A 24,140-nucleotide genomic window follows, 5' to 3' on the forward strand; every position below is an offset into this window, starting at 1 on the left:
CATGTTTTAAAGAGCAGGTGTCATACATCAGCTACTTCTTGAACATCGAAATCTGCTTGCCGCAAAGTGTCATTTAACGCCCAGTAGCTGCCGAAAATCCTTTTCAATGTTCTGCATGACTACGGGAATAGATTTTCGCACTATTTCAGAAGCTAACTGTGCCTTGGCAAAATCAGGGCGGAAATAATCATTGTCTACACTGAACCCTGACGCGCTGTATTTGTGCATACTATCAAAGTAACTATTGCGCAGCGCATCCAGCTGAGCACAGGATTCCAGAGAAAAGAAAATCTTATTTGCGGTGTAGTAAGATAAAAACGCTTCGTACGCTTGAGTGGCCGTTTTAATCCGCTCCTCTTCCTCTAAATCGGCATCCGCATGAATAAACTTCAATGTAGCGGTCATGTCTTTTAAGGCGGAATTAAGACTGACTATTCTCTGATACAGGTTCTCTAGCACCAGCATTCGCTTCTCATGCAGGCGCGTGTCCTTGGTATTGGCCAGCTGTAGCTCCGCCCGAAACTGCTCTAGGCTCCGGTCAAGCTGGGCTTTGAATTCAATGGACTTGCCCTCCAACTCCTTCTCATACGCCCGGAAACGCATCTTGAGAAACTGTTCGCCCAATGCCTTTGCCACCCACGATGCTGCCCCAATTAGCAGCGCATAAACGCTGACGTTTCCTAAAACTTCACCCCAATTCACGGCTATAGTTAGCATATTTATCCAAATCCAATATTGCTTCAATCGGCGCTATCATTACTCGTGGTATAGCGTATTGTTCGTTTAAACATCTGCTTATGATACCGGCTGGGGGGCATTTTAGTGCCTTATCTAACAAAAAAAGCCCCCTCACGAATGAAGGAGCTTTCTGTACAAATGAACTAGGACTGCTTACGCTTACTTCCGCGTTACGCGCAAGCTGATGCGCCGATTCAGGGCCCGGCCATCTTCGGTATCATTGCTGGCAATAGGAATTTTCTGGCCGTAACCTTTCGTCGTAATACGGCTAGCATCGATGCCCATATCTACTAACATAGCCATAGCCGCGTTGGCTCGGTCTTCGCTCATTTTCATGTTGCTGGCAAAGCTGCCACTATTATCAGTGTAGCCCCCAATACGCACCCGAGCACGTGGAAAGTTCTTTAGAATAGCAGCCACATTCCGCAGTTGCTGCCGCGACTCAGGAGTAAGGTTAGCGCTGGAAGGCGCAAAATAGACCCGATCAAAGCTGATCCAGCCCTTTGTTCTATTCACTGAATCTACCTGAACAGCATCATTCACCAAAAACTGATACAGGCGGTTTTCTGTTGAGTTAGCACCCACCATTTGCCGCGTCCCGTCGCGCAACTTAATCAGGGTAGGTAAGCCCGTATCATAAATGAAGTTGCCGGTTGCCTCGTCGTAGCGTCCCTGCGTAGTGCCCCCGTCGGAAGTAGTAATAACCGAAGTGGCACTGGCACCGGCAGTCACCGAATCCTTTTGCTCGTTACCAGCCAGGCGGTTCAACCCAACGTCAATTCTGTCTTGCCCCAGAAAGTAGCCCAAAGCAGCGGCCAAAGCTACGAGCAGTATGCCAAGGCCCAACCAGTTGGAAGTCCAGATGGAAGACTTGGTTGGCGCGGGTATTTCTGGCGGGTAATAGCTGCCGACTCCTACTGGCCGCCGCTGTTGTAGCCCCACAAGGTCTGGATTGTAGCCTATCCCATTGGGGCGCGGCTCAAAGCTCATCGGACCGGGCCGCGGTGCTGCGTGAGTTTGAGGCTGGGTAACTTGAGGCTGAGGCGAATACGGTCGGGCCATCTCGGGCTGAATAGCTCCCACCATGCGCCGCTGCTCCTGTAGCCAGTGGCTCAGGGCCGTGGCATCCAACTCATTTTCGGCCGCATATTGCCCTATCACCGCTAAAGTAACGGGCGTAGCCAGGCCCATTAAGTTGCTAACAGTAGCGGTTTGGCTACCAGCCCCATTTGCCACCGTCTCGACGGTGCTCGTGTACCGGTCGCTGAGCAGAGACTTCATTAGTTCGGCTCCTCTGCTTTGCCAGCCACCGCCGCCGATTAAGCGACCGGTAGAGGGTCGTAATACGCCTTGCTCGTGCGCTTCGCGGGCCATACCCCAGAGTACTTCGCCCCCACCAGCTTGTTCGGATAAGCCAGTAAGGCTATTGATTACCTGGGAAATAACCCTCGACAGCGTTTTTTCTATGCCGGCTTCGCTCTCTCCCACCGCAGCTGCTCCAGCTTGCCGGATGGCCTCAGTGGAGAAGTAGTTCTTTACGGTCTCCAGTAGGTTGTACGTCATGGCAATGAAAGGATATACGAACTAAAAGAGAACATAATAGTACTAGTTTTTAATGAATCTATACTATCATTTGTCAAGTAAATCGTTGTAACTCAACTGCCTGCGAAATGTCATCAGTTCTACTTGGTAATTAGCATGTTACCTTATACTTCCCGTATAGTCGGGCAACTCGCTATCTAAAGTTGAGGCGCTTTCCCTCAGCATTACGCGCCACCGGGCTACGAAAGCTAAGCTTGGTCGACCTTTTTGCGCGAAAGCGGCAGTTATTCAATACGCCGCATCACGGCGCTGGCGTCGTCGGCATATACTACTGCATCATCATGAAACGGCTCGTCGCCGCGGAATTTTTGCAGTACGCGGGCCGTAGTGATGATGTCTTTCTGGCAATACTTCACGATGCGGGGCAGGTCCTTCTCGTTATAGTACACGCGCGCCACATCGCCCCCGCTGATATCGTCTTTAGGCGTAGGAATACCGAACATGGCGGCCAGCAGCGGCAAGGACGTGTAAGACTTTCGGTCGCCAAACTTCCACAACTCCATGGTATCGAAATGAGCAACTTCCCAAGGCTTTTTGCCGGCAATATCCAGCTGCGGCGGCAGCGGCAGCCCGTTGATGAGCAGGCGACGGCCCAGATAAGGGAAGTCGAACTCTTTGCCGTTATGAGCGCAAAGCAAGTACTGGGGCTTGCGGGCCAGCAACGCCGAGAACTCGCGCAGCATTAGTTTCTCATCCTCATCAGCAAAAGATTTGACGCGAAAGCGCCAGGTTTCCTCTTGCTTATCAAAGTTGAAGCAGCCCACCGAAATGCACACGACTCGGCCAAACTCAGCGTAAATCCCCGCTTGGGCAAACAAGCTCGCTGCCTCCAAATGCGAGGGCATTGGCTCCACATCTTCGGGACCGGTGCGCCAGCCTTTGTCGCGGCGCAGGGCGTGGCACTTATGTTCCCAGAGCAGGCGCAGCATGTCATTTAGCTCGTCGTGGCACCCCACGCACGGCACCGTTTCAATGTCGAGGACAAAGATTTGGTCGAGCGGAGTTTTGCGCAGAATCTGCATGAGTAGGTGTGGCTAGCGGGCTATAGTGTCGAAGATAGCGTTTTTGGCCTCTGGGGGGCAAATTTTATCTTTTTACGAGTATTTAATAAAAATGAGAGTGGCCCCTACATCAGTGGGGGCCACTCTCATTTCTAACACATTAGCTACTGCCTTTATTTTTGAATCACCGCCGTAGCAATGCTTAGCTCCTTCAACTGCGCGGCAGAAATCGGCGAAGGCGAGTCAATCATTACGTCGCGGCCGGAGTTGTTTTTGGGGAAGGCGATGAAGTCGCGAATGGAGTCGGCGCCGCCGAAGAGGCTGCAGAGGCGATCGAAACCGAAGGCGATGCCGCCGTGGGGTGGGGCGCCGTACTCGAAGGCGTCGAGCAGGAAGCCGAACTGGGCTTGTGCTTCTTCATCCGAGAAGCCGAGCAGCGAGAACATGCGGGCCTGCACCGTGCGGTCGTGAATACGGATGGAGCCGCCCCCTACTTCTACGCCGTTAATTACCATATCATAGGCATTAGCGCGCACCTGACCGATGGTTTCGGGGCTATCGAGCAGAGCAATATCCTCAGGTTTGGGCGAGGTGAAGGGGTGGTGCATGGCGAAGTAGCGATTTTCGTCCTCATTAAATTCGAGCAAGGGAAAATCCACCACCCACAGCGGCGAGAACGTGTCTTTGTCGCGTAGACCCATACGCTGGCCTATTTCTAGTCGCAGCTCCGAGAGTGCCTTGCGGGTGCGGTTGGCTTCGCCGGCCAGAATGAGCAGCAAATCGCCGGGCGCGGCGTTGAACGCAGCTTTCCACTGCTGCAATACTTCCTGCGCGAAGAATTTATCGACCGATGATTTCACGCTGCCGTCGGACTCGATGCGAGCGTAGATAAGGCCAGTCGCGCCAATTTGGGGACGCTTCACAAACTCAGTCAGCTCATCGAGCTGCTTGCGCGTGTACACGGCGCTGTTGAAAGCATTGATACCGACTACCAGCTCTGCACTCTCGAACACCGGGAAGTTGTGACCCGATACCAAGTCCTGCGTTTGGGCGGCCGTGGGGGGCGTTTTTTCGGTGTTTTTCAACTCCACAAACTTCATCTCGAAGCGCGTATCGGGCTTGTCGTTGCCGTAGAAGCGCATGGCATCGGCGTAGGTCATGCGCGGCAGCTCCCCGATTTCCAGGCCTTTTACTTCCTTGAACAGGTACTGCACCAGGCCTTCGAAGGTGCGCAGAATGTCTTCCTGCTCCACGAAAGACATTTCGCAGTCAATCTGGGTGAACTCGGGCTGACGGTCGGCGCGCAGGTCTTCGTCGCGGAAACACTTTACGATCTGGAAATAACGGTCGAAGCCCGATACCATCAGCAGCTGCTTGAAGGTCTGGGGCGACTGGGGCAGGGCATAAAACTCGCCTGGGTTCATGCGCGAGGGCACCACGAAGTCGCGGGCACCTTCAGGCGTGCTTTTGATGAGCACAGGCGTTTCCACTTCGATAAATTCCTGCCCATCGAGGAAGCGGCGCGTCGCCTGGGCCACGCGGTGGCGCAGCTCTAAGTTGCGGCGCACGGGGGAGCGGCGCAAGTCCAGATAGCGGTACTTCATGCGCAGGTCGTCGCCGCCGTCGGTGTCGTCTTCGATGAGGAAGGGAGGTAATTTGGCGGGGTTCAGCACGTCCAGTTTCTCCACCCGAATCTCGATGTTGCCGGTGGGCATCTTATCGTTTTTGGAATGGCGCTCGGCTACTTTACCCGTCACGCAGAGCACGTACTCGCGGCCCAGTTGGCGAGCTTGGTCGCGCACTCCGGGCGTTTCTACGCCTTCTTCCAGAGCCAGTTGAGTGAGGCCATAACGGTCACGCAGGTCAATCCAGAGGATGCCGCCTTTGTCGCGGGTGCGCTGCACCCAGCCGCAAAGGGTGACGGTTTGACCAACGTGGTCGAGGCGAAGTTCGCCGCAGGTATGGGTACGGAGCATGAGCTTGAATAGTCGGTAAGAGGTAATCGGGACTTGGAAGGCGAAGGTAGGAAGATATGCCGGGCCCAAAAACGCGCTGTAGTCAGCGGCTTTATTTTTTCAAAGCTGTAATAGCTGTGCCAGAGCCGCGATTCATGCACTAGAAGCGCTTCAGCAAAGATTATTAGTTGCAAGGGCAACTCTTATAGCGAATTCTCTATCTTTCAATTGATTCTTTCTGCCTTCCCCTCAATTCTATCTTTTCCTCCCGCTTTTAACTTCTTACCGCACGCATGGCCCTTGTTATCGAAAACCTGTCGAAAACCTATTCCAACGGTGTGCAGGCCCTGCGCGACGTGAACCTGACCATCCCGACCGGTATGTTTGGCCTGCTCGGCCCCAACGGCGCGGGCAAGTCGAGCCTGATGCGCACCATCGCCACCTTGCAAGAAGCCGACAGCGGCAGTATTCGCCTGGACGAATTGGACGTGTTGCGCGAAAAAGACGCTGTGCGCCGTATTCTGGGCTATTTGCCCCAGGAGTTTGGGGTGTATCCTAAAGTAGCCGCCGAAGATCTATTGGATCATTTTGCCGTGCTCAAAGGCCTCTCCGACAGCAAGGAGCGCAAAGCAACAGTAGCGGCCCTGCTGCACAAAACCAACCTCTACGATGTGCGCCGCAAGAACCTGGGGGGCTATTCGGGAGGTATGAAACAGCGGTTTGGTATTGCCCAAGCGCTGCTCGGCAACCCGCGCCTCATTATCGTGGACGAGCCCACGGCCGGCCTCGACCCGGCCGAGCGCAACCGCTTCCACAACCTGCTGAGCGAGATTGGAGAAAACATCATCGTTATTCTCAGCACTCATATTGTGAGCGATGTAAGTGACTTGTGCCGCAACATGGCCATCATCAACAAAGGCCAATTGCTACTCACCGGCGACCCGCTGGTGGTGATGAATGAGCTGCAAGGCCAGGTGTGGCGCCGCGCTATCGCTAAAGACCAGCTACCGGCCCTGCAAAAGGAGCAGCAGGTTATTTCTTCCCGCCTCTACGCGGGCCAAACCATTGTGCACGTGGTCAGCGACGGGTCGCCGGGGCCGGATTATGAGCCGGTGGTGCCTTCCTTGGAAGATGTGTATTTCGCCCGCATTGCGGAGGCTGAGCGGAGCGCCGCGGCGGTAGTGGCTTAGCAGTTCGCCCCACACCTCTCTTCACAATCAAAACATCTCCCTCATGTTTCTCCAAATATTTCGGTTTGAGCTGTGGTACCGACTGCGGCGGCCGGCTACTTATATATACTTTGGCATCCTGCTGCTGCTGGCTTTACTGCTGATGCTCACGGCGGGGGGCTTTTTCAAGGGCGTAGCCGTGAGCGTGGGCAGCAAGGTGCTTATGAACTCGCCGTTTTCCCTGAATGGCTACACCAATGTCCTGACCCTGATACCGGGCGTGCTGCTGATTTCGGCCATGTTTGGGCCAGCCGTAATGCGTGACTTTGACACGCGCATGCATCCGCTGCTGTACACTACGCCTATTTCGCGGGTAGGGTACCTGGGAGGGCGTTTTGCCGGCACGTTCGTTATTACGATGCTGGTGCTCAGCGGCATTGGTCTCGGTTTGTTTATTGGGACGTTGATACCGGGTATGCCGGCTGAACGCATTGGCCCCCAGAAACTGCTGTACTACCTAAACCCCTACCTCACGCTGGTATTGCCCAACGTGCTGCTTATGGGGGGCATTTTCTTTGCCCTGGGCACGCTCACGCGCAAGGCGCTGGCCACCTACGTGGGCAGCATCGTGTTCTTGGTGCTGTATTTCGTAGCCCAAAGTCAGCTCACCGACCTCGACAATCAAACCCTGGCCGGCCTGCTCGACCCGATGGGCACCGGGGCCACGCGCCAGCTTACCAAGTATTGGACGCCCGCCGAGAAGAACACCCAAATTGTGCCGCTGACCGGGTTACTGCTCACCAACCGGGCAATATGGCTGGGCGTGGGCCTGGCGCTTCTGGGCTTCTGTTTCTGGCGCTTCCGCTTCGCTCAGAGTGCCGCTGAAGGCCCCGTGCGGCGCCGCGCCGAGCGCCCTGGCCTCGACGTGCTGCCTACTACCGCCAACGTTGTGCTGCCGCGCGTGCACCAGGAGTTTGGCACCGGTCAGTACTTGCGCCAGTGGGCGCGCCTTACCAAGCTGGAGTTTCTGGATATCGTCCGCAGCCCCTATTTCATTGCCATTGTGGTAGCGGGCTTGGCTTTTTTGCTGGCCGCGGCCTTGCAGGTAGGTAAGATCTTCGACACGAATACGTATCCTGTTACCTCTCAGGTTATTGTTATCCTGTCGGGCTCTTTCAGCCTGTTTACACTGGCTATTATCACCTTTTATGCCGGCGAGCTGGTGTGGCGGGAGCGGGATGCCCACCTGAATCAGATTTATGATGCTCTACCCCTGCCCAACTGGGTGCCACTGGCCTCTAAGTTGTCCGCTTTGCTGCTGATACCCATTGTACTGCAGGTAGTTGTGTTGGTCTGTGGCCTCCTGACGCAGATATTCTCCGGCTATTTTCAGTTCGAGCTGGGCCTGTATATCCGTTGGTTGTTTGGGCTGCAAATTTTGGATTACTGGCTGCTGGTAGTGCTGGCCCTGGCCGTGCACGTGCTCGTGAATCATAAGTATCTGGGCCACTTTGTGATGCTGCTGTACTACATGTTCACGGTTTTCACGAGCCAGATCGGCCTGGAGCATAATCTGCTGATCTACGGCTCCGACCCCGGCATACAGTACTCAGCTCTAAACAAGTTTGGTCACTTCATTGGGCCTTACGTGTGGTTTAAGCTTTACTGGGCGGCGCTGGCGCTGGTATTGGCTGTGGGGGCCAATTTGCTCTGGGTGCGCGGCACCGAAACCAGTGGCACCGTGCGGCGGCAATTGGCGGCGCAGCGCGCTACGGGCTTGGCTCGGGTAGCGTTGGGCGCGGGCTTGCTCACGTTCCTGCTCGTGGGAGGCTTTATTTACTATAACACCAACGTGCTCAACCGTTACCAGGGCTCCAAAGCCCAGGAGAAGCTGACCGTTGAGTTTGAGAAGAAATATAGCCGCCTGGGCAAACGCCCGCAGCCGCGCATTACGGCCGTGGAGGTACAGGCCGACTTGTTTCCGAGCAAGCAGGAAGTGCGCCTGCGGGGTCAGTACTGGCTGCGCAACAAAACGGCTTTTCCCATTGATTCGGTGCAGCTAAATCTATCCTCTGAGGCGAAGATTCGTCTGTTGGCGCTTGGTGCGACGGGTGGGGCGCCCGCCCGCACCGTGCTCGCCGATTCGCTGCTGGGCTTCTACATCCAGCGCCTGCCACAGCCCCTGGCTCCCGGCGACTCCCTGCCCCTGCGCTTTGACTTATACTACGCCGCGCCGGGCTTCGAGAACCGTACGGCTCGCACCAGCGTGGTGTATAACGGCACGTTTATCAACAGCCAGCTCATGCCCAGCATTGGCTATAATCCCAACGCCGAAATTCGCGATGAGGACACGCGCAAGGATTACCATTTGCCCCCCAGGCCGCGCATGGCTTCGCTTTCCGACACGGCCGCGCGTCGCAATACCTACATCAGTCACGACTCGGATTGGGTGCGCTTCGTGGCTACCGTTAGCACTGAGCCCGACCAGCTGGCCATTGCGCCGGGCTACTTGAAAAAAGAATGGCAAGACCAAGGCCGCCGCTACTTCCGCTACGAAATGGACGCGCCCATTCTCAACTTCTACTCCTTCCAATCGGCCCGCTACGCCGTGCGCAAAGCCAAGTGGAACGACGTGGACATTGCCATTTATTACCAGCCCGGCCACGAGTACAACCTCGACCGTATGGTGCGCGGTGTGCAGGACGCCCTCACCTACTACACCAAGAACTTTGGGCCCTACCAGCACCGGCAGGTGCGCATCATTGAGTTTCCGGGCTACCAGACGTTTGCCCAAAGCTTCCCCAACACCATTCCGTACTCCGAAAACATTGGCTTCATCGCCAAAATCGACTCGGCTAACCCCGAGGACGTGGATTACCCCTACTACGTGACCGCCCACGAGGTGGCGCACCAGTGGTGGGCCCACCAGGTAATTGGGGCCAACGTGCAGGGTTCCACGATGATGTCGGAGACGCTGTCGCAGTACGCAGCCCTGATGGTGATGAAGCAACTCTACGGGGAGGCGCGCATGCGTAAGTTTTTGAAGTATGAAATGGACCGCTACCTCAGCGGGCGGGCCATTGAGCAGACCAAGGAACAGCCGTTGTATAAGGTAGAGAATCAGCAGTATATCCACTACCGTAAGGGTTCGGTGGCCATGTATGCCCTGCAGGACTACATCGGTGAAGACAAGGTGAATAAGGCCTTGGCAGCCTATATCCGGGAGGTGAAGTTTCAGCAGCCGCCTTACACCACCGCGCCCGATTTGCTGCGCCACCTGCGCCAGGTCACGCCCGACTCTTTGCAGTACCTGATTACAGATATGTTTGAGCGCATTACTCTGTATGAAAACCGAGTCGATTCGGCGTCTTACAAGAAGCTACCCAATGGCAAATTCCAGGTTACACTGAACCTAAACAGCAAGAAGTTTTACGCCGACAGCCTGGGCAATGAGCGTCCCGCGCCCATGAACGACTGGGTCGATATTGCCGTGCTTACCGAGCGCAAAGTGAACGGCAAGTGGCGCGATGAGCCCCTGTACCGACGCAAAACGCGGCTCAAGGCCGGAAATAATAAGCTGGAGATTATCGTGGCCGAAAAACCAGTAAAGGCTGGTATTGACCCATTTAATGAATTAATTGACCGCGACCCGGACGATAACATCAAAAACTTACCACGCAGCTAGCTGGAGGGCTTTTCGGGTTTGGCCCGGATTGTGCAAAGGGCCGGAAGAGAACCTTGTTTTCCGGCCTTTTGTCTATTCTTCCTATGAAATATACTGCTCTTCTCGCCGCAGCCCTTCTCACGGCAGCGGCCGCTCAGGCCCAAACGTCCACCAAAGTCAAGACCAAAACGGAGGTCAACGGCACCAGCGTCAAGTCCAAGACCAGCGCTGAGCCCGTCATCCTCGACGGCCCCATCAAGCGCGTTGAAACCCTCTCCGGCATCGACGTATATCCCGACCCCAATACGAATACCATCTTCTTGAGCTTCACCCAGCAGTTTACCCAACCCGGCACGCTGGTGATGACGAACTACAAGAAAACGCCTGTTTATACCACCGCCCTCGACCCGCGCAATAACACCGGCCAGCCCGTGGATTTGGGCCGGATTCCGGCGGGTACTTACCTCGTAGAAGCCAAAACCGGCAACTACGTGTACTGGAAAAAAGTGAGCATTAAATACCCCGCCAAGCCGGTGGCCAGCAAAAAAAAGAAGCGACGCTAAATCCGCCTATTTAGTTAGCTCTTTTACCTCCGTAGTCGTTTCGGCTGCGGAGGTTTTTTATTTGTAACCTCGTGGCTGAAACGGAATACAGTCGGCGGCCTTTCGTTGTAGAGGCACAATATTTTATGTCTCGTCGTTGCTGAGATTATTAGTCCTGAATGGCGCCGTAGCGAGTCGTTCAACGACCAGACGCAAAATATTGCGTCTCTACAGCGTTCCTTTGCAACTCCCCAGTTTGATTTTCCCTTTATGAAATCCTCATTGCGCCTGCTTCGATTTGCCCCCTGGACCTTGCTTTTCCTGCTGATGGTTGCGTTTGTAGCGCCTAAGCTGAAGAAAACGCAGATCACAAAAAACCTTACCGTGGGCGTGCCCGAAGGCTTCGCCGCCCTACCCGATGATGGTATTGCCGCCAAGTATCCTGCCCCGCGTAAGCCCTTAGCCGTGTTTACCAATCCCAGCGGCCGCGTCGATTTCAGCGTGGCCCAGAAGCCCAGCACCTTTACTAGCAAGGACTACGGCATTCTGCTCAAGGTCTATAAAGCCAGCATTCAGAACGCCTATACCAAAGTCGATTTCCTTACAGAGGATATTCGCACCATCAACAAACGCGACTTTGTGGCGCTAGAGTTTGTGTCATCGGTGGCGGATACGCGGCGGGGGGGCAATTTGGCGCCCATTCGCCGCTACCAGTTCGTGCAGTACGCCATTGAGGGCGACCAACTCATGATTTTCACCTTCAACTGCCCCGCCGAAGAGCAGGCGCAGTGGCAGCCGACGGCGCAAGCCATGATGAAAAGTATTGCGTTGAAGTAATAGCAAGAACAATCAAAACGAGGTCATGCAGAGCAGAGCGAAGCATCTCGCTCGCTTCGTTGAATTACTACTCTCACTAAACACGCGAGATGCTTCGCTCTGCTCTGCATGACCCCGTTTTAGTTTAGACTACCACCTATCAATTAGCCTATGACTCTTTCACTTTACAGCGACGAAAGCTACATGCGCGAGGCCCTGAAGCAGGCGCGCTATGCTTTGGCCGAAGACGAGATTCCCATTGGCGCAGTAGTGGTGCTGGAGCGGCAGATTATTGCCCGCGCTTACAACCAAACCGAGAAGCTCAACGACGTAACCGCCCACGCCGAAATGCTGGCTTTGACGGCAGCGGCTAATTTCCTGGGTAATAAATACCTGACTGATTGCACCTTATACGTCACCGTAGAGCCCTGCGTAATGTGCGCGGGTGCCAGCGCCTGGGCCCAGATGCGGCGCGTGGTGTACGGCGCTTCCGAGGAGAAACACGGATTTCGGCGGCACGGCAACCTGCTGCACCGACGCACAGAGCTGGTTACGGGCATCATGGCGATGGAATGCGCCGAGCTGATGCAGGAGTTTTTTGCCCGCAAGCGGAAATAACTACTTTTGAGGGCGGCTGGGGGCAATTTCTAACCCTTCGGCGGCTTTGTCAGTTAAAGAATACCAGTAGCTGCTCGAATGCCGGGCAGCCTTACGCGTTTCATTTCACCTCCAAACCTTTCTTTCTCATGGCCTTCGAACTGCCCCAACTGCCTTACGCCTACGACGCCCTCGAGCCGCATTTTGATGCGCAAACGATGGAAATTCACTACACCAAGCACCATCAGGCTTACGTCACTAACCTGAACAATGCTATCCAGGGCACCGAGATGGAAAGTCAGTCCATCGAAGACATTTTGCAAAATATTGCCGCCGCTCCGGCCGCCGTGCGCAACAATGGCGGTGGGCACTGGAACCACTCCTTGTTCTGGCAAATCCTGACGCCGAATGGCGGCGGGCAGCCTACGGGCGCTATTGGTGAGGCCATCACGCAGTCGTTTGGCAGCTACGATAAATTCAAGGAGGAATTCACCAAAGCCGCTACCACGCGCTTCGGTTCAGGCTGGGCTTGGCTGTGCAAGCAGCAAGACGGCTCCCTACAAATCTGCTCGACGCCTAACCAGGACAATCCCCTCATGCCCGACGCTGGCTGCAAAGGCACGCCCGTACTCGGCCTCGACGTGTGGGAGCACTCCTACTACCTGAAGTACCAGAACAAGCGCCCTGACTACATCGCCGCTTTCTACAACCTCATTAATTGGGACGAGGTAAACAAGCGCCTCCAGGCCGCCGCTTAAGCTTTTGCTTTCTCCTACAAAAAAGCCCCCCGCATAACTGTGGGGGGCTTTTTTGTATAACGCTGTATACTTTCAGTATGTCATCCTGACGAAGGAAGGACCTTATCACATAAGAACGACTAGCATAACAACGACTTGTTCAGGCTTGATAAGGTCCTTCCTTCGTCAGGATGACAGAATAAACAAAGAATTAACGCGCTACTGCAAGGTCAGGACGGCACCGAAGTAGAGGAAGCGGCGCTGAAAGTATTCCGGGTTGGCCTGGCTGTAATCGGTGGAGTAGCTGTAGCTGCTCACGTTGCGGGTGTTCAGCACGTTGCTCAGCACCACGTAGAGCACCAGCGTATTTTGATTTTCGCGGCTGCGGATGAATTTGCTGGCTGTCAGGTCGGTGCGGAAATAGTTGGGCAGACGGCTAGTGCCAAGCTCGGGGGCGTACTGGGGGACAAAAAATCCAGATTCTGGGTCGAGCTGGGCACCGAGGATGGGGGTGTAGGGAGCGCCGGAGCGGTACTGGGTAAAGCTGCCGATTTGGCCGCCTTTGAAGCCATATTTCAAATTGCTTTTTACAATAAACGGTAGGTTGTACCGCCGCTGATTAACAGCCAGGGCCGCGGCTTCTGGGCTATTTATTTGGAGGCGCGACCGGATGCTAGCCAGGGAAAGATCAGCGCTCAGCTTCTTGAAAAACGTGCGCTGGGCGTACACTTCCACGCCCAGCACGCGACTGTCGAGCACCGAGTTTTCGTCCTTGGCATACACGGCCGCTGATAGATTCAGCTCTTCGGAAGTATAGGCGTAATCGAGAGCCACCTGGCGGGTGCGGTAGCGCAGAAAGGGATAATAGGCGGCATCGGGCGAGGAAAAGGACGTGTACTGACCGCCCGATAGGTTCAGAAACTGGCGCGGACTGATATCGTAGCGTAAGTTGAGTTGCCCGCTTAGGTATGCGGATTGCTGGCTATGCGGCACGTTGGTACGTAGACCCACGCCTACCACCCAGCGCTGGTGCTTCCACTTGGTGTACTGATAAGCTTCCCACAAAGTGCGCTGCTGTCGAATGGTGGCCGCGTAGGCCGGGGCCGTTTCACTCATAGCGTAGGGCAAGGCCGGAAATTGCCCCCCAACGCGGATGGCGCGCTCGTCGTAGCTCAGGCCCACGCGGGTAGACAGGGCATCGGACCAGTAGCGACGGAAGTTGAGGCCACCGTAGTAGTCGGCGTTGCGGCGGGCAGCGCGGTAGTTGCCCACGCCGTCGGTGGCGCGGCTGCGGCTGGCGCCTAGGCTGAGGCTGAGGTCGGCGCCGGTCCAGGCTTTTTCGTAGCTGGCTATGCCAAAACCACGGTTTTTGCGGTAGCGGTAGGTGTCATTCAGCGAAGCGTTGTGAAATCGATAGGCGTACTGCTCGCTGATGCCGTAGGCAAACAGCTTGAGCGTGCCGTAGCTGCCTAGACTAGTCGAAAAATGCCCCCCAAGATCCCGATTGCCGAACTTCGAGAGCTTTCGAAACGACTCTGGGTTCACGGCTTTGATCAGCTCGCCGGTTTGGTAGTTGCCGTACACTTTCAGCATGCCCTTCTCTCCCACTGGCATGCCCGCCATCACCCCCGAGTTAGCTAGGCCTAAAGATCCTTGTAAAAAGCGCGGTCGCGGCTTATCGTCGGTGGTGAGGCTGATGAGGCCGGCGCCAGCGTTGCCGTACTCCAGGGGCGGATTGGAGGGAAACACCAGCACCGACTTCACCAGATCCACATTAAAAATGCTGAACGTACCGATGCCGCTGAGCTGGGCAAATTTTACGGCGTCGTAAATTGGCACATTATTCAGGAAAATGCCTGTCTGGGCCGGGTCGGAGCCCCGCAGACTAATACTAGCTGACTCGTCGGTGTTAGAGGCGGCGGGCAAGGTGCGCACGGCTAGCAACGGATCGGCCGCAGCGGCCGGGTTGGTTACTATTTTTAGATAATCTAGCTCCCGCACAATAAAGTCCTCGGCAATGGGTCGCTTGGCCGTCACCTCCACCTGCCCCAGCTGCTGACTCGCCTGGGGCCGCAGCCGCACCAGTATCTCCGCCTGATTTTGCTCCCCAGCCGCCAAAGACTGCCGATACGGCGCGTAGCCGATGTACGTCACTATCAATGTATCGCCTTTGGCTAAGGTGGTAGGCAACTCGAAGCGGCCGTCGAGGTTGGTAGCGGTGGCGGTCGTGGGCAGGCTGCTCAGCCGCACCGTGGCGCCTAGCAGTTTCTCGCCAGTATTGCGGTCGGCTACGGTACCGCGCAACACAAGACGGTTTTGCGCCGCCGCTGGGCTATTGAAGGCGCACAGCAAGGCCAGAGCCAGCACCACAAGGCGGGCTTGGAAATGGGAAAGACGGGACATGGGAAGGGAGTTTAAGCATGAAGCTTAAGACGTCGTTTGGTTGTAGCGCGAACTTTCAGTTCGCGTATCGTTGCTGATGTTGTTATAAATGCCTCCCAGCGTTGACGTTTAACGACACGCGAACTTTCAGTTCGCGCTACAGCTTGGCAACCAGACTTTTCAGCACCCCGTGGTTAGGATACTTGGCCAGGCCCTCCGTGGCGTATTGTTTGGCTAGCTCGGTTTGGCCGGCTTTCTTGTAGGTCTGGGCCAGATAGCTGTAAGCGTCGGCTTTACCCCAGTTGGGAGCGTAGGGATTAGGGTCGGTTTTTTCGGGCAGGGCAATGGCTTTCTTGAAGTGCTCGGCCGCTACTTTGCCGCCGCCGTACTGGGAGGGCGTGTAAAAGTCGTTGATGCCACGGGCGTAGTGGGCGCGCAGATTATTGGGGGCCAGGGCAAGAGCTTTTTCGGCATTTTCCTTCACCGTATTGGCCTTGAAAGGAATGGTGAGGAAGCTGGCAAACTCCAGGTTTAGGCCTTGCAGCAGGGAGAGCAAGGCGTAATGCTCGGCCGTTTTGGTTGGGATTTCTTCTAACAGGGCGATACCGGTTTGCAGAGCTTTCTCGGCCGTTTTCTTGTCCTGGCCAGCCCGGAAATACAGGTGATATTGGGCAAAAGCCCCCCAGTAGTTCAGATAGGCATTGGGGCTTTTGGCTCGTAACTCATCCAAGGCCGTCGCCACATTGCGGAGCGAATCGGCGGGCGTACGCCAGGTTATCTTCTCTTGAATGTTGGTCAGCACAGAGGCCGACCGGTTTTGCCCCCCAGCCTGCGCCACTAGCTGGCCAGGTACCAATAGCAACACAAACGCGAGCAGAAGCAGGTACTTTTTCATAGTTGTAGAGAAAAGTGTGGATGGACAAAAAAAGACAAGGCACGGCCTGGCTAGCCCGAAAAAGTGGCTAGCGAGGGCAAAAACAGCGAAAAGGAAACGGGACTTACTCGGGCTTGAGGTAGCGTTGCAGGCTCTGCACGTAGTTCTCGAAGGCCGTGACGCCCTGGGGCGTGATGGCGCAGCGCGTGAGTGGGTAGCTGCCGCTAAACTCCTTCGTCATTGTGAGGTAGCCGGCGTCTTTGAGCTTACTGATCTGGGTGCTCAGGTTGCCCGCCGTTGCGCCGGTCTTCTCCTTCAAGAAGTTAAACTCCGCCTCCCGCACGCTCAACAAGATGGACATGACCGCTAATCGAAGCTGGGAGTGCAAGAGCGGATCAAGGTCTTCAAAGGGTGCGGCCACGGCGGTATTGGTTTTTAAGCATATGTCCTGGCACGATGTAGGCCACTAGCACGGCAGTGGCCACGAGCAGCAGCTGCGTCTCGAACGACACGCGAAATGCGACTGTCGCCAGCACCCAGCAGGTGGCCCCACCCCACAAAAGCGGCCGGTATCGGAGCACCCCGCCCGTGGCAAACGTGCCCAGACCGTATAGGGCAATGATAAGAGGATACGCAATCTTCCAGCCTGAGACTGATCCTACACCGATGAGCATGAGCATCAGCACCCCAAAACCTGCCCAGAGGTAAATCATAAAGTCGTGCTGAACGGTGCGCACCCGCTCGCGGCGGCCCCGCCGAAAACCATTCACGAAGGCGGCCACCGTGCCCAGGCTCATCAGCACCGGCCAGGCCAGCCAGGGCTTATCGTAGCCGGTTTGCAGCAGGCCAAAGTGACTCAGGGCCGCCACAAACACCAGCCACCCCCAGAGCAGTAAGTCGAAGGAGTTGTCGCTGAGGTCCTGCTTGGCCGTGTGAATCATCTCCTGAATCAGGCGCAGGCTATCGGCGGGCGACATGGGTTTTTCGAGGGGTTCCATATAAAGTAAAGTTGAGAAGCAGAGGAAAAGAGCAAGCCGCGCCTTAAGCAGCCGCGCGGCTATGCGTGTGCAGCATGTAGCCTGGTATCACGTAGCTCATCAGCATCGCCGTAGCAATAAGCAGCAGTTGCATATGCTCAGGAACAAAGATGGTGGCCACGCCCAAAATCACCGATGAAATGCCCCCCAGCACCAATGGCCGGAAGCTCAGCACCCGACCAGCCACCAGCGCCGCCAGTCCATTAAAGAACAGCAGAATGGGATGAGCAGTGACCCAGCCGAACTGAATGGCGCAGGCAATGGCGACAAAGAGGATAACGATAAAGCTCCTTTGCAGCAAGCGCATGGCCTTAGCGGCCGGCGCAGTGCTGGCGGGCCGCAGCTTCCGCTCCCGCCGACCCCGCACGCTCAGCACAATGGCCATCATCGGCATCAGCACCATCCAGGGCATCCAGGGTGCCGCAAACCCGCCAATCGTCAGGCCTACCTCACTCAGGGCTGCCACCAGCACTACCGAACCACGGAGCATATAGGTGAACGCGTAAGAGCGCAAATCGGCGGGCTCTACCACTTGGCTGGTAGTGGAACTAACGAAGCTGTTAACGGTAGCAGGGGCGGCGAAGCTGGCGAGCGTTTTCATGGTTGGCGTGGCTAGTGGTGATTGGACATAACAAACGTAAACTAGTTTACATTATAAACCAAACTATTTCACAAACTTTTTTGCTTCCTAAACTAGCTTCTCTCCCACCCGCTTCGTTTTCGATTTTCTCTATCTTTGAATGCCTGGGCTGTGCAAGCGACCAGGTTGTTCTCTTTTGCTGCCTTTCCCACTTCTTTTCTGAAGTCTGGCTCCTCGGTTTGGTGCCGGCTTCGCTGCTCTCGGCGGTCTTCAGCTGTGCACGCTTACTCGCCGAAAATTCCTCTCTTTTAACCTGATCCTACATGAGTATCAAGCTGCGTCTCATTATCCTGAGCTTCTTACAGTTTTTTATCTGGGGTTCGTGGCTGATCACCATCGGGGCGTATTGGTTTCAAACCAAGCAATGGTCTGGAGCTCAGTTCGGAGCCATCTTCTCGACGATGGGCATTGCGTCCATCTTCATGCCCTCCATCATGGGCATCATCGCCGATAAGTATATGAATGCCGAGAAGCTCTACGGCATCCTGCACATTCTGGGGGGCATTGTGCTGTTCACCGTGCCGCTGGTCACTGACCCCGGCACCATGTTCTGGGTGATGCTGCTAAACATGATCTTCTACATGCCCACGCTGGCCCTCTCTATTGCCGTGTCTTACTATGTGCTCAAAAGCCGAGGCGGCGACGTGGTGCGGGATTATCCACCTATTCGGGTGTGGGGCACGGTGGGCTTTATCGTGGCTATGTGGACGGTGAGTCTGCTAGGATTCGAGAAATCGGCCAACCAGTTCTATGTAGCTGCCGGCGCGGCTATTCTGCTAGGTTTCTATTCGTTTACGCTGCCGAAGTGTCCGCCTATCGCGAAAGACACGCCGAGCCGTTCCTTGGTCGATGTGCTGGGCTTGAAGTCGTTTGCTTTGCTGCGCGACACCAAAATGCTCACCTTCTTCCTCTTCGCTATGCTATTGGGCGCGGCCTTGCAGCTGACCAACGCCTACGGCGACACCTTCCTGCACGACGCTAGCAGCAATGTAGCCCCCATCAGCACTGAGTCTTGGTCACAGCTTTTATCGCAACTAGCATCCCAGCCCATTCAAACTCTGAGTGGCTTATCTGCGAAATATCCGGCCATCATCATGTCTATCTCGCAGATTTCCGAGACATTATTCATTCTGGCTATTCCCTTCTTCCTGCGCCGCTTTGGCATTAAGCAGGTGATGTTCTTTAGCATGATTGCCTGGGTACTACGCTTCGGCTTGTTTGCCTTCGGCAATCTGGATTCTAATCTTTGGATGATTATCCTCTCGTGCATCGTGTACGGTATGGCCTTCGACTTTTTCAATATCTCCGGCTCGCTGTTCGTCGAAACTCAGACCGCGCCCTCTATCCGGGCCAGTGCGCAGGGCTTGTTTATGATGATGACCAACGGCTTTGGTGCCGTGTTTGGTAGCTTGGTAAGCGGCCTCGTCATCGAGAAATACTTCACTGCCGCCGATGGCGTCACGAAGGACTGGCAAAGCATTTGGCTGTCATTTGCCGGCTACGCCTTGGTTGTGGCCGTGCTATTTCTCATCTTGTTCAAGCATAAGCACGAGCCTGCGCTTATAGAGGAAGTGGAGCAACCTGGGCCACTGCTGGCCGCTGGAGAAGCATAAATGAAGCCAGGCTGCTCCAAAAGTATAAAAACAGTAAAAAACTAGTTTAAATGTAGTCTAACAAAAAACCCGCTCTGCGTCATGCAGAGCGGGTTTTTTGTTGAATTTGGAGTTGCTCTAGCTTAGAACTGCTCGTCGGCGCTGAAATAGAAGTCGCCTTCAATTTGTGCGTTCTCGTCGGAGTCGGAGCCGTGCACGGCGTTGGCCTCAATGCTCTTGGCGTACTTCTTCCGAATGGTGCCTTCTTCCGCCTGGGCTGGGTTGGTAGCACCAATCAGGGTGCGGAAATCGGCAACTGCGTTGTCTTTCTCCAGAATAGCCGCCACAATTGGGCCCGACGACATATATTTTACCAGATCCTGGTAGAAGGGACGCTCCTTGTGAACCTCATAGAATTTGCCGGCGCGCTCAGGCGTCAGGCGTACTTTCTTAAGCGAAACGATGCGGAAGCCACCCTCTTCGATCATGTGCAGGATGCCACCAATGTGGTTTTCCTGTACCGCGTCGGGCTTAATCATCGTGAATGTGCGGTTAGTGGCCATTCTGTTGTAGTAAAGTGGTAAGAGTAAATAAGACTTGCGAAGCGCAAATCCGTGGCAGATTGCGGCCGCAAAAGTAGACGAAAGTTGGTTGGGTTGAGAACCTGAGCGCTAGGCAAGTTGAAATCGACCCTAAAAAGCCCCCCAGCTTCGTGCTAATACGCTAGGTCAGGCTTTAATTAAGAGTTATGCATGGCCTTCTACATTAAATCTAGAACGTCATGCAGAGGCGGAGCCGAAGCATCTCGCGTGCTGATGAGAGGTCGGTAATCCAGCTAAACACGCGAGATGCTTCGGCTACGCCTCTGCATGACATTCAGTAGAATGGTTTGCTGCAACTTTTTATAAAAAGAGAACTTTCTCTTCCTCAACTGATTACGAAGCTCTAGGCCTTTACCGAACCTAAACCCAACGGTCTATTGTTAGGACGAAAATTATTTGCGGATTATTTCCGAATTTTGCCGCCTTGCTTCCGGCCTAAACCACCGAATTTCAGCCACCTATCAGTAGGCAATGTCCACAATCTCAGCTCTGAAGGAGTTGCTCGCGCAGCCCCGGCAGATTTTTATCACCACACACCACAAACCCGACGCCGACGCGCTTGGCTCCTCCTTGGGGCTAGCCGGGTACCTTCGTAAAAAAGGTCACCACGTCACCGTCGTCACCCCTTCCGATTATCCCGATTTTCTCGCTTGGATGCCCGGCAACGAAGATGTTATCGTCTACGATGCCCGCCGCAACGATGCCCAAGTGCGTGAAATTATTGGTACGGCCGAGGTTATCTTCTGTCTTGACTTTAGCTGCCTGAACCGCATCAACGAGCTCGGCAGCTATATCCGCAACGCCCCAGGCACCAAGGTGCTCATCGACCATCATCTGGAGCCGGAAAACTTTGCCGACCTGGATTTCTCTAACCCCAAAGCAGCGGCCACGGCCGAGCTGGTGTTTGAGGTAATCCGCGACTTGGGCGACCAGGACATGATTGACGTGGGTATCGGCGAGAGCCTCTACGCGGGCATCATGACCGATACGGGCTCGTTTCGCCACCCCAGCACCTCGCGCAATGTGCATTTGATTATTGCCGAGCTGCTCGATGCGGGCATCGACTTAAGCTCCGTGCACCGCCGCATCTACGATTCACACTCCGAAATGCGCCTGCGCTTTCTGGGCTTCGTGCTGAAGGATAAGCTGGTGGTATTGCCCGAGTACAACACGGCCTACATCGCCATCACTCAAGAAGAGCTGCGCCAGTACCAGTCCAAAACCGGCGATACCGAAGGCTTGGTCAACTTTGCCTTAAGTATTGAGGGCGTGGTGTTTGCGGCCGTACTCATCGACCGTGGCCAGGCTGTAAAAATCTCCTTCCGCTCGGTGGGGGGCTTTTCGGTAAATGAATTTGCTCGCAAGCACTTCCAGGGTGGCGGCCACCTCAACGCATCCGGCGGTATCAGCCACGACTCTTTGGACGCGACCGTGCAACGGTTCCTCAGCTTATTGCCTCAGTATCAAACCCAGCTCGTGACGGCCCCGCTAGCGGTTGCGCCGCCCGCAGCGTAACTTGCTTCGATTTTACTTCAACCCTCTTTCCTTTTTCATGCTTTTCCAACGCAATTTTCTAGGCTTGGCGCTTGCCGCCGGCATTTTAGGCCTCGCTTCCTGCAACAAGGGCGGCGGTGACTTCACGAAGGCCAAATCCGGCTTTGAGTACAAACTTTTCAAAAGCGAAGGTGGCAAGTACACCGAGCGGGAAGTAAGCCCCGAGGGCGACGCAACCTACAAAGACCGTCTGGGCAAAATCCTGGCTCTGAATGTGGAGTACCGCACAGCCAAGGATTCCATTCTGTTCAATTCGCGCAAGGCCCAGATGGGCGTACCAATGCGCATCAAGCTAGAGGAGCTGAAAACCAAAGGCGGCCTGGAAGAAGCGCTTTCTATGCTTCAGCCCGGCGACAGCGCAGTTTTCCGCTTCAACGTTGACACCATTTTTGCCAAGTCATTCCGCGCGCCTGTGCCGCCGTTCATGAAGAAAGCCGGCAACACGATGACAATGTTCGTGAAGGCCGACAAGCTACAATCGGAGCAGGAGGCTATGGCCGACCAGCAGAAGATGATGGAAGAGCAGCAGCGCAAAATGATGGCGTATGCTGAGCAGCAGATCAAGAAAGACGACGTAATCCTGCAGGACTACATCAAGAAAAACAACCTGAAGGCCGAGAAGTCTCCTTCCGGTATCTACTACGTAGTGAACAAGCCCGGCACCGGCGCTAAGCCCAAGCAAGGCCAAACGGTAGCCGTGACCTACAAAGGCTCGCTGCTCGACGGCAAAGTATTTGACTCGTCGGAGAAGCAAGGCGGTAAGCCAATCGAGTTTCCCTTGGGCGTAGGTCAGGTTATTCCGGGTTGGGATCAGGGTATTGCCCTGCTCAACGAAGGCAGCCAGGCTACGCTGCTCATTCCCTCTACGCTGGGCTACGGCCAGCGTGGCGCCGGCGCCGATATTCCGGCCGATGCCGTGCTCCGCTTCGACGTGGAGTTGGTTGACGTAAAGTAAATTGCCCCCTAGCCGTCGTGCGTAGGCCTCTGGGCCGGCCACGACGGCTTTTTTTATTTCTTTTTCCGATTCTTTTTTTGCGTCTATGATTCAGTTGCTCAAACGCTCTATTTTCTCTCGCCTGGCAGTGCTGCTGGTAGCTAGCACTCCCCTGCTCACAGCCTGCGAAAAGGAAGTAGATTATGTAAAAAAGGACGAAACGATCATCAGCGAGTACATCGCCAAAAACAACATTACTGGTGCGCAGCGCCAGGAATCGGGCCTGTACTATGTACCGACTGTGGTAGGTACCGGTGCCAAGCCCAAGCCGGGTCAAGTAGTATCGGTGCACTATGTTGGCACGCTGCTCGACGGTCAGGAGTTTGACAATTCTGTAAAGCGCGGCAAGCCCATTGATTTTCAGTTAGGTGTAGGTCAGGTTATTGCAGGTTGGGACGAAGGTATTGCGCTCATGAACCAGGGTGGCAAGGCTACGCTGCTTATTCCCTCGGCGCAGGCCTATGGTACGCGCGGAGCCGGTGGTGGCTCAATTCCGCCTAACACGGTGCTGCGCTTCGACGTGGAGCTTGTAGGCGTTAAATAACCACGCTACCTGTTACGTTATACTCCGGACTGGTTTATTTTTAAGTACAAAGGCGATACGATGATGAAGACTTCTTTTACCTCCTCTTGGCTCAATCGAGTAGTGCTGCTTCTGCTGGCTATTGGGCCCTTTTTGGTCGCCTGCGGTGACACCACTCAGGAGAAATACGCCAAGCAGATACGCAAGCAGGAAGAAGAGTATAAAGTAATCGACGAGACCAAGATTCAGGCTTATCTAGCTAAGAACAATATCACGGAGTTTACTCGTCTACCGTCGGGCTTGTTTATGATACCCATCGTAAATGGTACTGGAGCGCAGGTAAAGGCTGGCAATCGTGTAACGGTGAAATACCGAGGTACATTTATCGAGAACGGCGCGGTCTTCGACAGCTCATTTGACAAGCGTATTCCCTGCGACTGCGGCACCTTCCTAATTGGTAATGGTGAAGTAATTAAGGGATGGGACCAGGCTTTCGTTGAAATGAAGAATGGCGACCGAAAAACTCTAATCATTCCTTCGTATTTGGGTTATGGCGCCGCTGGCAGCACCGATGGGGCTGGCTCTTATAGAATTCTACCTAATCAGGTACTCGTCTTCGACGTCGAAATCACCGACATCCGGTAAAAATGCCCCCCACCTCGCCTTGCTGGCGCTATTTAGCGCTGCTACTAATGCTGCTCACCGGAGCTGGCGGAGTTTATGCCCAAGGGCCGGCGGACACCGTTCGGACAGCCTCGGGCTTGCGCTACTTTATTCATCAGCCGGGCAAAGGGTCGGTTGCTAAGGTTGGCGACCGAGTAGTGGTGAACTACACAGGCTTTCTGCCCAATGGCCGCCTCTTCGATTCGTCGGCGTCGGATGGCCGGCCGCTGAAGTGCCGCGTCGGGCGGGGCGAGGTAATTAAGGGTTGGGATGAAGTGCTGCTGCTACTTCCCGCCGGCAGCCGGGCCCGTGTTTGGATACCGGCCGCCCTGGCCTACGGCGCCAAGGGAGTCCGCGACCCCGAAGACCAGCGCCGCTATCTTATTCCTCCCAAAACCGACCTCGTTTTTGAGTTGGAAATGGTGAAGGTAAGCAGGTAACAAAAAGCCCCCCAGCGA

At 55.0% G+C, this 24,140-nt stretch carries 22 protein-coding genes; 12 read left to right on the forward strand and 10 right to left on the reverse strand.

Annotation, left to right across the window (positions count from 1 at the left end; translation table 11 throughout):
- Nucleotides 1–69 precede the first annotated feature (69 nt).
- From ACW9KT_RS18330 to aspS, 4 genes are all read right to left on the reverse strand, one after another.
- A complete protein-coding gene (locus tag ACW9KT_RS18330; protein WP_457083068.1) occupies nt 70–717 on the reverse strand; it encodes a hypothetical protein in 648 nt (215 codons plus the stop codon).
- Nucleotides 718–897: 180 nt separating this feature from the next.
- Nucleotides 898–2,301, reverse strand: a complete 1,404-nt coding sequence (locus ACW9KT_RS18335; protein ID WP_457083070.1) for an OmpA family protein — start codon at nt 2,299–2,301, stop codon at nt 898–900.
- A 263-nt stretch (nt 2,302–2,564) separates the two neighbouring features.
- Nucleotides 2,565–3,362: a 3'-5' exonuclease gene (locus tag ACW9KT_RS18340; RefSeq protein WP_457083072.1), complete on the reverse strand. Its 798-nt coding sequence runs from the start codon at nt 3,360–3,362 to the stop codon at nt 2,565–2,567.
- A 152-nt stretch (nt 3,363–3,514) separates the two neighbouring features.
- Nucleotides 3,515–5,317, reverse strand: coding sequence for an aspartate--tRNA ligase (gene aspS, locus ACW9KT_RS18345; protein WP_457083074.1), 1,803 nt, complete (start codon nt 5,315–5,317; stop codon nt 3,515–3,517).
- Between the two features lie 272 nt (nt 5,318–5,589).
- On the opposite strand from aspS, the gene ACW9KT_RS18350 reads away from it, so the two are divergent.
- The 6 genes from ACW9KT_RS18350 (at nt 5,590) to ACW9KT_RS18375 (ending at nt 12,842) form a co-directional block, all read left to right on the forward strand.
- Complete coding sequence (locus tag ACW9KT_RS18350) at nt 5,590–6,486, forward strand: ABC transporter ATP-binding protein (protein WP_457083076.1); 897 nt, start codon at nt 5,590–5,592, stop codon at nt 6,484–6,486.
- Between the two features lie 43 nt (nt 6,487–6,529).
- Nucleotides 6,530–10,150, forward strand: coding sequence for a M1 family aminopeptidase (locus tag ACW9KT_RS18355; protein WP_457083078.1), 3,621 nt, complete (start codon nt 6,530–6,532; stop codon nt 10,148–10,150).
- An 83-nt stretch (nt 10,151–10,233) separates the two neighbouring features.
- Nucleotides 10,234–10,692 (forward strand): hypothetical protein, encoded by a 459-nt coding sequence (locus tag ACW9KT_RS18360; RefSeq protein WP_457083080.1) that lies wholly within the window; start codon nt 10,234–10,236, stop codon nt 10,690–10,692.
- A 249-nt stretch (nt 10,693–10,941) separates the two neighbouring features.
- Nucleotides 10,942–11,508: a hypothetical protein gene (locus ACW9KT_RS18365; RefSeq protein WP_457083082.1), complete on the forward strand. Its 567-nt coding sequence runs from the start codon at nt 10,942–10,944 to the stop codon at nt 11,506–11,508.
- Between the two features lie 150 nt (nt 11,509–11,658).
- Nucleotides 11,659–12,105: a nucleoside deaminase gene (locus tag ACW9KT_RS18370; RefSeq protein WP_457083084.1), complete on the forward strand. Its 447-nt coding sequence runs from the start codon at nt 11,659–11,661 to the stop codon at nt 12,103–12,105.
- A gap of 128 nt (nt 12,106–12,233) precedes the next feature.
- A complete protein-coding gene (locus ACW9KT_RS18375) occupies nt 12,234–12,842 on the forward strand; it encodes a superoxide dismutase (RefSeq protein WP_457083086.1) in 609 nt (202 codons plus the stop codon).
- Nucleotides 12,843–13,040: 198 nt separating this feature from the next.
- Here the strand turns inward: ACW9KT_RS18375 and ACW9KT_RS18380 are convergent, their stop codons facing one another.
- The 5 genes from ACW9KT_RS18380 to ACW9KT_RS18400 all read right to left on the reverse strand — a co-directional run bounded on the left by ACW9KT_RS18380 (nt 13,041) and on the right by ACW9KT_RS18400 (nt 17,715).
- Nucleotides 13,041–15,224: a TonB-dependent receptor gene (locus ACW9KT_RS18380; RefSeq protein ID WP_457083088.1), complete on the reverse strand. Its 2,184-nt coding sequence runs from the start codon at nt 15,222–15,224 to the stop codon at nt 13,041–13,043.
- A 136-nt stretch (nt 15,225–15,360) separates the two neighbouring features.
- Nucleotides 15,361–16,098 carry a hypothetical protein gene (locus tag ACW9KT_RS18385; protein WP_457083090.1) on the reverse strand — a complete coding sequence of 246 codons (738 nt, stop codon included), beginning with the start codon at nt 16,096–16,098 and terminating at the stop codon, nt 15,361–15,363.
- A 103-nt stretch (nt 16,099–16,201) separates the two neighbouring features.
- The gene (locus ACW9KT_RS18390; protein WP_457083092.1) at nt 16,202–16,498 is read right to left on the reverse strand and encodes a winged helix-turn-helix domain-containing protein; all 297 of its coding nucleotides are present in this window, start codon (nt 16,496–16,498) and stop codon (nt 16,202–16,204) included.
- Nucleotides 16,482–17,075 (reverse strand): hypothetical protein, encoded by a 594-nt coding sequence (locus ACW9KT_RS18395; RefSeq protein ID WP_457083094.1) that lies wholly within the window; start codon nt 17,073–17,075, stop codon nt 16,482–16,484. Before ACW9KT_RS18395 ends, ACW9KT_RS18390 begins: the two co-directional genes overlap by 17 nt.
- A 43-nt stretch (nt 17,076–17,118) precedes the next feature.
- Nucleotides 17,119–17,715 carry a hypothetical protein gene (locus ACW9KT_RS18400; RefSeq protein WP_457083096.1) on the reverse strand — a complete coding sequence of 199 codons (597 nt, stop codon included), beginning with the start codon at nt 17,713–17,715 and terminating at the stop codon, nt 17,119–17,121.
- 302 nt (nt 17,716–18,017) lie between these two features.
- Between ACW9KT_RS18400 and ACW9KT_RS18405 the strand changes: the two genes are divergently transcribed.
- A complete protein-coding gene (locus tag ACW9KT_RS18405) occupies nt 18,018–19,367 on the forward strand; it encodes a nucleoside permease (RefSeq protein ID WP_457083098.1) in 1,350 nt (449 codons plus the stop codon).
- A gap of 122 nt (nt 19,368–19,489) precedes the next feature.
- Here the strand turns inward: ACW9KT_RS18405 and ACW9KT_RS18410 are convergent, their stop codons facing one another.
- On the reverse strand, nt 19,490–19,909 hold the full coding sequence (locus tag ACW9KT_RS18410; RefSeq protein ID WP_084444100.1) for a nucleoside-diphosphate kinase: 420 nt from the start codon (nt 19,907–19,909) through the stop codon (nt 19,490–19,492).
- A gap of 510 nt (nt 19,910–20,419) precedes the next feature.
- Here ACW9KT_RS18410 and ACW9KT_RS18415 point away from each other — a divergent pair.
- From ACW9KT_RS18415 to ACW9KT_RS18435, 5 genes are all read left to right on the forward strand, one after another.
- Complete coding sequence (locus ACW9KT_RS18415; protein WP_457083100.1) at nt 20,420–21,463, forward strand: DHH family phosphoesterase; 1,044 nt, start codon at nt 20,420–20,422, stop codon at nt 21,461–21,463.
- Nucleotides 21,464–21,500: 37 nt separating this feature from the next.
- The gene (locus ACW9KT_RS18420) at nt 21,501–22,457 is read left to right on the forward strand and encodes an FKBP-type peptidyl-prolyl cis-trans isomerase (protein WP_457083102.1); all 957 of its coding nucleotides are present in this window, start codon (nt 21,501–21,503) and stop codon (nt 22,455–22,457) included.
- Nucleotides 22,458–22,542: 85 nt separating this feature from the next.
- Complete coding sequence (locus ACW9KT_RS18425; RefSeq protein ID WP_457083104.1) at nt 22,543–23,040, forward strand: FKBP-type peptidyl-prolyl cis-trans isomerase; 498 nt, start codon at nt 22,543–22,545, stop codon at nt 23,038–23,040.
- Nucleotides 23,041–23,100: 60 nt separating this feature from the next.
- On the forward strand, nt 23,101–23,664 hold the full coding sequence (locus ACW9KT_RS18430; protein ID WP_457083106.1) for an FKBP-type peptidyl-prolyl cis-trans isomerase: 564 nt from the start codon (nt 23,101–23,103) through the stop codon (nt 23,662–23,664).
- Between the two features lie 2 nt (nt 23,665–23,666).
- Nucleotides 23,667–24,122: an FKBP-type peptidyl-prolyl cis-trans isomerase gene (locus tag ACW9KT_RS18435; protein ID WP_457083108.1), complete on the forward strand. Its 456-nt coding sequence runs from the start codon at nt 23,667–23,669 to the stop codon at nt 24,120–24,122.
- The last annotated feature ends 18 nt before the right edge of the window (nt 24,123–24,140 follow it).

The sequence above is a fragment of the Hymenobacter sp. HD11105 genome (assembly GCF_054051685.1).

Coding starts and splice junctions, on each gene's coding strand:
- ACW9KT_RS18415 (WP_457083100.1), top strand. CDS start 20,420: ATGTCCACAATCTCAGCTCTGAAGGAGTTGCTCGCGCAGCCCCGGCAG.
- aspS (WP_457083074.1), bottom strand. CDS start 5,317: ATGCTCCGTACCCATACCTGCGGCGAACTTCGCCTCGACCACGTTGGT.
- ACW9KT_RS18380 (WP_457083088.1), bottom strand. CDS start 15,224: ATGTCCCGTCTTTCCCATTTCCAAGCCCGCCTTGTGGTGCTGGCTCTG.
- ACW9KT_RS18340 (WP_457083072.1), bottom strand. CDS start 3,362: ATGCAGATTCTGCGCAAAACTCCGCTCGACCAAATCTTTGTCCTCGAC.
- ACW9KT_RS18365 (WP_457083082.1), top strand. CDS start 10,942: ATGAAATCCTCATTGCGCCTGCTTCGATTTGCCCCCTGGACCTTGCTT.
- ACW9KT_RS18385 (WP_457083090.1), bottom strand. CDS start 16,098: ATGAAAAAGTACCTGCTTCTGCTCGCGTTTGTGTTGCTATTGGTACCT.
- ACW9KT_RS18400 (WP_457083096.1), bottom strand. CDS start 17,715: ATGAAAACGCTCGCCAGCTTCGCCGCCCCTGCTACCGTTAACAGCTTC.
- ACW9KT_RS18355 (WP_457083078.1), top strand. CDS start 6,530: ATGTTTCTCCAAATATTTCGGTTTGAGCTGTGGTACCGACTGCGGCGG.
- ACW9KT_RS18435 (WP_457083108.1), top strand. CDS start 23,667: ATGCCCCCCACCTCGCCTTGCTGGCGCTATTTAGCGCTGCTACTAATG.
- ACW9KT_RS18375 (WP_457083086.1), top strand. CDS start 12,234: ATGGCCTTCGAACTGCCCCAACTGCCTTACGCCTACGACGCCCTCGAG.
- ACW9KT_RS18425 (WP_457083104.1), top strand. CDS start 22,543: ATGATTCAGTTGCTCAAACGCTCTATTTTCTCTCGCCTGGCAGTGCTG.
- ACW9KT_RS18405 (WP_457083098.1), top strand. CDS start 18,018: ATGAGTATCAAGCTGCGTCTCATTATCCTGAGCTTCTTACAGTTTTTT.
- ACW9KT_RS18430 (WP_457083106.1), top strand. CDS start 23,101: ATGATGAAGACTTCTTTTACCTCCTCTTGGCTCAATCGAGTAGTGCTG.
- ACW9KT_RS18410 (WP_084444100.1), bottom strand. CDS start 19,909: ATGGCCACTAACCGCACATTCACGATGATTAAGCCCGACGCGGTACAG.
- ACW9KT_RS18335 (WP_457083070.1), bottom strand. CDS start 2,301: ATGACGTACAACCTACTGGAGACCGTAAAGAACTACTTCTCCACTGAG.
- ACW9KT_RS18395 (WP_457083094.1), bottom strand. CDS start 17,075: ATGGAACCCCTCGAAAAACCCATGTCGCCCGCCGATAGCCTGCGCCTG.
- ACW9KT_RS18370 (WP_457083084.1), top strand. CDS start 11,659: ATGACTCTTTCACTTTACAGCGACGAAAGCTACATGCGCGAGGCCCTG.
- ACW9KT_RS18420 (WP_457083102.1), top strand. CDS start 21,501: ATGCTTTTCCAACGCAATTTTCTAGGCTTGGCGCTTGCCGCCGGCATT.
- ACW9KT_RS18350 (WP_457083076.1), top strand. CDS start 5,590: ATGGCCCTTGTTATCGAAAACCTGTCGAAAACCTATTCCAACGGTGTG.
- ACW9KT_RS18360 (WP_457083080.1), top strand. CDS start 10,234: ATGAAATATACTGCTCTTCTCGCCGCAGCCCTTCTCACGGCAGCGGCC.
- ACW9KT_RS18330 (WP_457083068.1), bottom strand. CDS start 717: ATGCTAACTATAGCCGTGAATTGGGGTGAAGTTTTAGGAAACGTCAGC.